Genomic DNA, 6,033 nt, shown 5'->3' with positions numbered 1-6,033 from the left:
CCGCCGATGAGTGATCATCGGCGGGTTTTTTTGTGTCTGGGAAGACGCCTTCGCGGGCAAGCCTCGCTCCTACAGGTTAATTGCAATCACCCCGACTTGTAGGAGCGAGGCTTGCCCGCGAAGAGGCCGGTACAAACACCTCAAACCTTGGCGGGATACTCACGGTGCATCTGCCCCAGCAACGCATCCTTGTCGTTCCACAGCTGATTGATCCAGCCCTGAAACTCAAGCCGATACACCCCATCCTGGTCGTAGTTCTTGCCAACGAACTGCGGTGGAATCTTCAGCTCCTGAAAATGCACGACCACATCCTTCACGTTCCCACAGAGCAAATCCCAATAACCCGGACGCCCCGCCGGATAGTGAATGGTCACGTTGACGATGGCTTCCAGTTGGTCGCCCATGGCATCCAGCACGAAGGCAATGCCACCCGCTTTCGGCTTGAGCAGGTAGCGGAACGGTGAGCTCTGCTGTACGTGCTTGCCCTCGGTGAAGCGCGTGCCTTCGACGAAGTTGAAAATCCCCACCGGGTTATGGCGGAACTTGTCGCAGGTCTTGCGGGTGGTTTCCAGGTCTTTGCCTTTCTTCTCGGGATGCTTCTCCAGATAGGCCTTGGAATAACGCTTCATGAACGGAAAACCGAGCGCCCACCACGCCAGGCCAATCACCGGCACCCAGATCAGCTGCTGTTTGAGGAAGAACTTCAGCGGGCGGATGCGCCGGTTGAGCACGTACTGCAACACCATGATGTCGACCCAGCTCTGGTGGTTGCTGGTGATCAAATACGAGTGCTGATAGTCCAGACCTTCCAGCCCGCTGAGCTGCCAGCGCGTGTGCCCGAGCAGGTCCATCCAGGCTTTGTTGTTGCTGATCCAGGTTTCGTGGATGTGGCCCATCAGCCAGTTGGTGAAACGCTGGGCGGCGGGGAAGGGCAGCAGCAGTTTGAAGATCGCCACCACGAACAGCGGCGTGCAGCAGACAATCGTGTTCAGTGCCAACAACAGCGAGGCGATCACGCCGCGCACGGGTGCAGGTAGAAAATCCAGCATTTAAACATCCATCGGTCGGTTGGCAGCTTGGATCGCGGTCAACGCGATGGTGTAGACGATGTCGTCGACCTGCGCGCCGCGCGGCAGGTCGTTCACCGGTTTGCGCAAGCCTTGCAGCATCGGCCCGAGGCTGACGCAGTCGGCGCTGCGCTGCACGGCTTTGTGGGTGGTGTTGCCGGTGTTCAAGTCGGGGAACACGAACACCGTGGCACGACCGGCCACCTGGCTGTTCGGCGCCAGTTGCCGGGCAACGGTTTCGTTGGCGGCGGCGTCGTACTGCAACGGGCCGTCGATCAGCAGCGAGTTTTGCTGTTCGTGGGCGAGCAGTGTGGCTTCACGAACTTTCTCGACTTCTTCACCGCTGGCTGACTCGCCACTGGAGTAACTGATCATCGCCACGCGCGGCGTGATGCCAAACGCTGCGGCCGAATCGGCGCTTTGCAGGGCAATCTCGGCCAGTTCGCTGGCACTCGGGTGCGGGTTCATCACGCAGTCGCCGTAAACCAGTACTTCTTCCGGAAACAGCATGAAGAACACCGAAGATACCAGGGTGCAGCCCGGCGCGGTCTTGATCAGTTGCAGAGCCGGGCGGATGGTGTTGGCGGTGGAGTGAATGACCCCGGACACCAGCCCGTCGACTTCATCCAGCGCCAGCATCATGGTGCCGATCACCACGGTGTCTTCCAGTTGTTGCTCGGCCATCGGCGCGTTGAGGCTTTTAGTCTTGCGCAGGGCAACCATTGGTTCGACGTAACGCTCGCGAATCAGGTCCGGGTCGAGGATTTCCAGCCCCGGCGGCAACTCGATGCCTTGGGCGCGTGCGACCGCTTCGACGTCCGCCGGTTTGGCCAGCAACACGCAACGGGCAATGCCGCGGGCCTGACAGATCGCGGCGGCCTGCACGGTCAACGGCTCGCTGCCTTCGGGCAACACGATGCGCTTGTTGGCGGCTTGGGCGCGCTGGATCAACTGGTAGCGGAACACCGCTGGCGACAGGCGCATTTCCCGTGGCGTGCCGCAGCGCTGGTGCAGCCAGTTGGCGTCGAGGTGGCTGGCGACGAAATCGGTGATGATCTCCGCACGTTCGCGGTCGTCGATCGGAATTTCCTTGTTCAGACCGTTCAACTGGTTGGCGGTCTCGTAGGAACCGGTGCTGACCGACAACACCGGCAGGCCGGCCTGCAAGGCGCCACGGCACAGATCCATGATGCGTGGGTCGGGCAGGGTGTCGCTGGTCAGCAACAGGCCAGCCAGGGGCACGCCGTTCATCGCCGCCAGGCTGACGGCAAGGATGATGTCGTCACGATCGCCGGGGGTTACCACCAGCACACCAGGTTTAAGCAATTCCACGGTGTTGCGCATGGTTCGCGCGCAGATGATGATTTTGGTCATGCGCCGGGTTTCGTAATCGCCGGCGTTGAGCACTTGAGCGCCCATCAGGTCGGCCACGTCGCGGGTGCGCGGGGCATTCAGTTCCGGTTGATACGGGATGCAGCCAAGCAAGCGGAAGTCGCCACTGCGCAACAACGGCGAGTGTTCCTTCAGGCGCGAGGCGAAGGCCTCCATGCTTTCGTCGGTCTTTACCTTGTTGAGAATCACGCCCAAGACTTTCGGGTCTTTCGGCCCGCCGAACAATTGCGCCTGCAACTCCACCCGGCCGGACAACTCAGTCAGCACTTCGTTTTCCGGTGCCGAGACCAGAATCACGTCGGCGTCCAGGCTCTTGGCCAAATGCAGGTTGACCCGCGCAGCGTAGCTGGCGCTGCGGGTCGGGACCATGCCTTCGACGATCAGCACGTCTTTGCCGACAGCGGCTTGCTGATAAAGGGTGATAATTTCTTCCAGCAGTTCATCCAGCTGACCGTCGCCGAGCATCCGCTCGACATGGGCCAGGCCCAACGGCTGAGGCGGTTTCAAACCGTGGGTGCGGGCCACCAGTTCGGTGGAGCGTTCAGGGCCCGTATCGCCTGGGTGCGGCTGGGCAATCGGTTTGAAAAAGCCGACTTTGAGGCCGGCCCGCTCAAGCGTACGCACCAGCCCGAGGCTGATGGAGGTCAGACCCACACCAAAATCGGTGGGCGCGATAAAAAAAGTTTGCATGCGGATTCCCTGCAGGTGCATGTGGGCAGTCGTGGCCGCCAGGTGATCATCTATAAATGACGATCTACCGATATTCAGTCGTCAAGGTTATCGCTAACCGAGCCTTGTGCGCACCATCCGCAATCAAAGGGCAGGCCTATTTTTTCCTGACGTAACGCAGGGTCCAGCACCCAGGCCCGGGATTGCCAGGGCGGCTGGTGGCGCAGATGCTGAGTATGGCCACAGGAAAGCTCGGCTACCCAGTGTCCGTCTTCATCCTGATGGAAGCCTGTGACCGTCGATCCTTTTGTCGCATCCCGTCTGTCCGGGTTGTGTTCGCTTTCGGCCGATTGCTTCGCTAAACTTGGACATTCATCATTCTTATACAAAAGGTTTCGCCCCATGCTGATCGCCGCCAATAAGGCTGTCTCTATCGACTATACCCTGACCGACGACGCTGGTAAGGTCATCGACAGCTCCGCCGGCGGCGCGCCGCTGGTCTATCTGCATGGCGCAGGTAACATCATCCCGGGCCTGGAAAAAGCACTGGAAGGCAAAGCAGTCGGTGACGAACTGAAGGTCGCCGTAGAACCTGAAGACGCCTACGGCGAATACTCCGCGGAACTGGTCAGTACCCTGGACCGCAAGAATTTCGAAGGCGTCGATGAGTTGGAAGTGGGCATGCAGTTCCACGCATCCGCTCCGGATGGCCAGATGCAGATCGTCACCATTCGCGATCTGGACGGCAACGATGTCACTGTCGACGGCAACCACCCGTTGGCCGGTCAGCGCCTGAATTTCCAGGTCAAGATCGTCGACATCCGTGACGCCAGCCAGGAAGAAATCGCTCATGGTCACGTCCATGGCGAAGGTGGCCATCACCACTGATTTTCTGCGCTAAGCTTTCGAGAGCTGGAGAGGCGCCTGAGGGCGCCTTTTTAGTCCGCGGCTGTCGTTGATGGCACCGCCAAGTGGCTGTTTTGAGAAGAACACTGGAATTTGGAGTTCGTCATGAGTGCTTTTCACGACCTTAAACTGACAGCCCTGGATGGCCAGGAGCTACCTTTGGCGCCCTTCAAGGGGCATGTCGTGCTGGTGGTCAACGTCGCCTCCAAATGTGGTTTGACGCCACAGTATGCGGCGCTGGAAAAACTCTACCAGCAATACAAGGACAAGGGTTTCAGTGTGCTGGGCTTGCCGTGCAACCAGTTTGCCGGACAGGAACCGGGTACCGAGCAAGAGATCCAGACATTCTGCAGCCTCAACTATGGCGTGACCTTTCCATTGTCCAGCAAGCTGGAAGTCAACGGTCATGAACGTCATCAGTTATACAAACTGTTGGCGGGCGAAGGTGCGGAATTCCCGGGCGACATCACCTGGAACTTCGAGAAATTCCTGCTGGGCAAGGACGGTCGCGTGCTGGCGCGGTTCTCGCCGCGTACGGCGCCGGATGATCCTGCTGTCATCCAGGCGATCGAAAAAGCGCTGGGCTGACATCCCCTCTGTGTAGGAGCGAGGCTTGCCGGCGAAGCGTCATGTCATTCAACATTGATATCGACCGACATGACGCCTTCGCGGGCAAGCCTCGCTCCTACAATGCTTCCTATCTTTTAGACCTTAATCACCGCAATCAATAGTGCTGTGCATCGCTTGCTGCGCCGCATATTATCGCCGTCATAAAGTCTATGTCCCGTGGAGCGTCCCATGCCTGTCAAAGCCCTGTTCAAGCCTTTTCGTCTTGGCGCTCTCGAGTTGCCGACCCGCGTCGTCATGGCGCCGATGACCCGCTCGTTTTCGCCGGGCGGCGTGCCTGATTCCAAAGTGGTCGAGTACTACCGTCGTCGCGCCGCTGCCGGGGTGGGTTTGATCATCACCGAAGGCACCACCGTCGGTCACAAGGCCTCCAACGGCTATCCGAACGTGCCGCATTTCTATGGTGAAGCGGCTTTGGCCGGCTGGAAGAAAGTCGTTGATGCAGTGCATGCCGAAGGCGGCAAGATCGTTCCGCAACTGTGGCATGTGGGCAGCGTGCGCCGCATCGGCACCGAACCGGACGCCAGCGTGCCTGGCTACGGTCCGACGGAAAAATTGAAGGACGGTCAGGTCGTGGTTCATGGCATGACCAAGGACGATATTCAGGACGTGATCGCCGCGTTCGCCCAAGCCGCCAGGGATGCTCAGAGCATCGGCATGGACGGCGTGGAAATCCACGGTGCCCACGGCTATCTGGTAGACCAGTTTTTCTGGGAAGGCAGCAATCAGCGCACTGACGAATACGGGGGCAGCCTGGCGAACCGTTCGCGCTTCGCCATCGAATTGGTTGAGGCGGTGCGCGCAGCGGTCGGTGAGGGGTTCCCGATCATCTTCCGTTTCTCCCAGTGGAAGCAGCAGGACTACACCGCACGTTTAGTGCAAACCCCGCAAGCTTTGGGCGAGTTCCTCAAGCCATTGTCCGACGCTGGCGTGGACATTTTCCATTGCTCGACGCGGCGTTTCTGGGAGCCTGAATTCGACGGTTCCCAACTCAACCTGGCCGGCTGGACCCGCCAGCTCACCGGCAAACCGACGATCACTGTCGGCAGCGTCGGCCTGGATGGCGAGTTCCTGCAGTTCATGGTCAACACCGACAAGATCGCGCAACCGGCCAGCCTGGAAAAACTGCTGGAGCGTTTGAATAATGATGAATTCGATCTGGTGGCAGTGGGGCGTGCCTTGCTGGTGGACCCGGACTGGGCGCAGAAAGTGCGCGACGGTCGGGAGCAGGACATTTTGCCGTTCAGCCGTGAGGCGTTGATGACGCTGGTTTAAGTAGCGTCTGGAAGGGCCTCTTCGCGGGCAAGCCTCGCTCCTACAGAATTTGTGTCGTTCGCCATATTGCGAGCGACGCTAACCTAATGAAATGGCT

General features: G+C 59.5%; 6 protein-coding genes. 3 read left to right on the top strand and 3 right to left on the bottom strand.

The features are described 5' to 3' along the window. Positions 1-140: 140 nt before the first annotated feature. The 3 genes from BZL43_RS20310 to BZL43_RS20300 form a co-directional block, all read right to left on the bottom strand. Positions 141-1,049 (bottom strand): acyltransferase, encoded by a 909-nt coding sequence (locus BZL43_RS20310; RefSeq protein WP_095633952.1) that lies wholly within the window; start codon positions 1,047-1,049, stop codon positions 141-143. Further along, positions 1,050-3,149 (bottom strand): phosphate acetyltransferase, encoded by a 2,100-nt coding sequence (gene pta, locus BZL43_RS20305; RefSeq protein ID WP_095633951.1) that lies wholly within the window; start codon positions 3,147-3,149, stop codon positions 1,050-1,052. A 74-nt stretch (positions 3,150-3,223) separates the two neighbouring features. Beyond that, positions 3,224-3,532: a DUF3565 domain-containing protein gene (locus BZL43_RS20300; RefSeq protein WP_177409345.1), complete on the bottom strand. Its 309-nt coding sequence runs from the start codon at positions 3,530-3,532 to the stop codon at positions 3,224-3,226. On the opposite strand from BZL43_RS20300, the gene BZL43_RS20295 reads away from it, so the two are divergent. From BZL43_RS20295 to BZL43_RS20285, 3 genes are all read left to right on the top strand, one after another. Further along, the gene (locus BZL43_RS20295) at positions 3,531-4,016 is read left to right on the top strand and encodes a peptidylprolyl isomerase (protein ID WP_095633949.1); all 486 of its coding nucleotides are present in this window, start codon (positions 3,531-3,533) and stop codon (positions 4,014-4,016) included. The genes BZL43_RS20300 and BZL43_RS20295 overlap by 2 nt on opposite strands. A 123-nt stretch (positions 4,017-4,139) precedes the next feature. After that, on the top strand, positions 4,140-4,622 hold the full coding sequence (locus BZL43_RS20290) for a glutathione peroxidase (protein WP_095633948.1): 483 nt from the start codon (positions 4,140-4,142) through the stop codon (positions 4,620-4,622). A 210-nt stretch (positions 4,623-4,832) separates the two neighbouring features. Then, a complete protein-coding gene (locus tag BZL43_RS20285) occupies positions 4,833-5,936 on the top strand; it encodes an NADH:flavin oxidoreductase (RefSeq protein WP_095633947.1) in 1,104 nt (367 codons plus the stop codon). Positions 5,937-6,033: the final 97 nt, after the last annotated feature.

Source organism: Pseudomonas sp. PICF141 (assembly GCF_002286815.1).
GTDB lineage: Bacteria > Pseudomonadota > Gammaproteobacteria > Pseudomonadales > Pseudomonadaceae > Aquipseudomonas.
Note: the sequence above shows the minus strand (reverse complement) of the source record. Positions and strands in the feature narration are given on the sequence as shown.

What these genes read in the sequence shown, in the direction of transcription:
- BZL43_RS20310 (WP_095633952.1), bottom strand. Translation starts at nt 1,049, where the DNA reads ATGCTGGATTTTCTACCTGCACCCGTGCGCGGCGTGATCGCCTCGCTG.
- BZL43_RS20300 (WP_177409345.1), bottom strand. Translation starts at nt 3,532, where the DNA reads ATGGGGCGAAACCTTTTGTATAAGAATGATGAATGTCCAAGTTTAGCG.
- pta (WP_095633951.1), bottom strand. Translation starts at nt 3,149, where the DNA reads ATGCAAACTTTTTTTATCGCGCCCACCGATTTTGGTGTGGGTCTGACC.
- BZL43_RS20285 (WP_095633947.1), top strand. Translation starts at nt 4,833, where the DNA reads ATGCCTGTCAAAGCCCTGTTCAAGCCTTTTCGTCTTGGCGCTCTCGAG.
- BZL43_RS20295 (WP_095633949.1), top strand. Translation starts at nt 3,531, where the DNA reads ATGCTGATCGCCGCCAATAAGGCTGTCTCTATCGACTATACCCTGACC.
- BZL43_RS20290 (WP_095633948.1), top strand. Translation starts at nt 4,140, where the DNA reads ATGAGTGCTTTTCACGACCTTAAACTGACAGCCCTGGATGGCCAGGAG.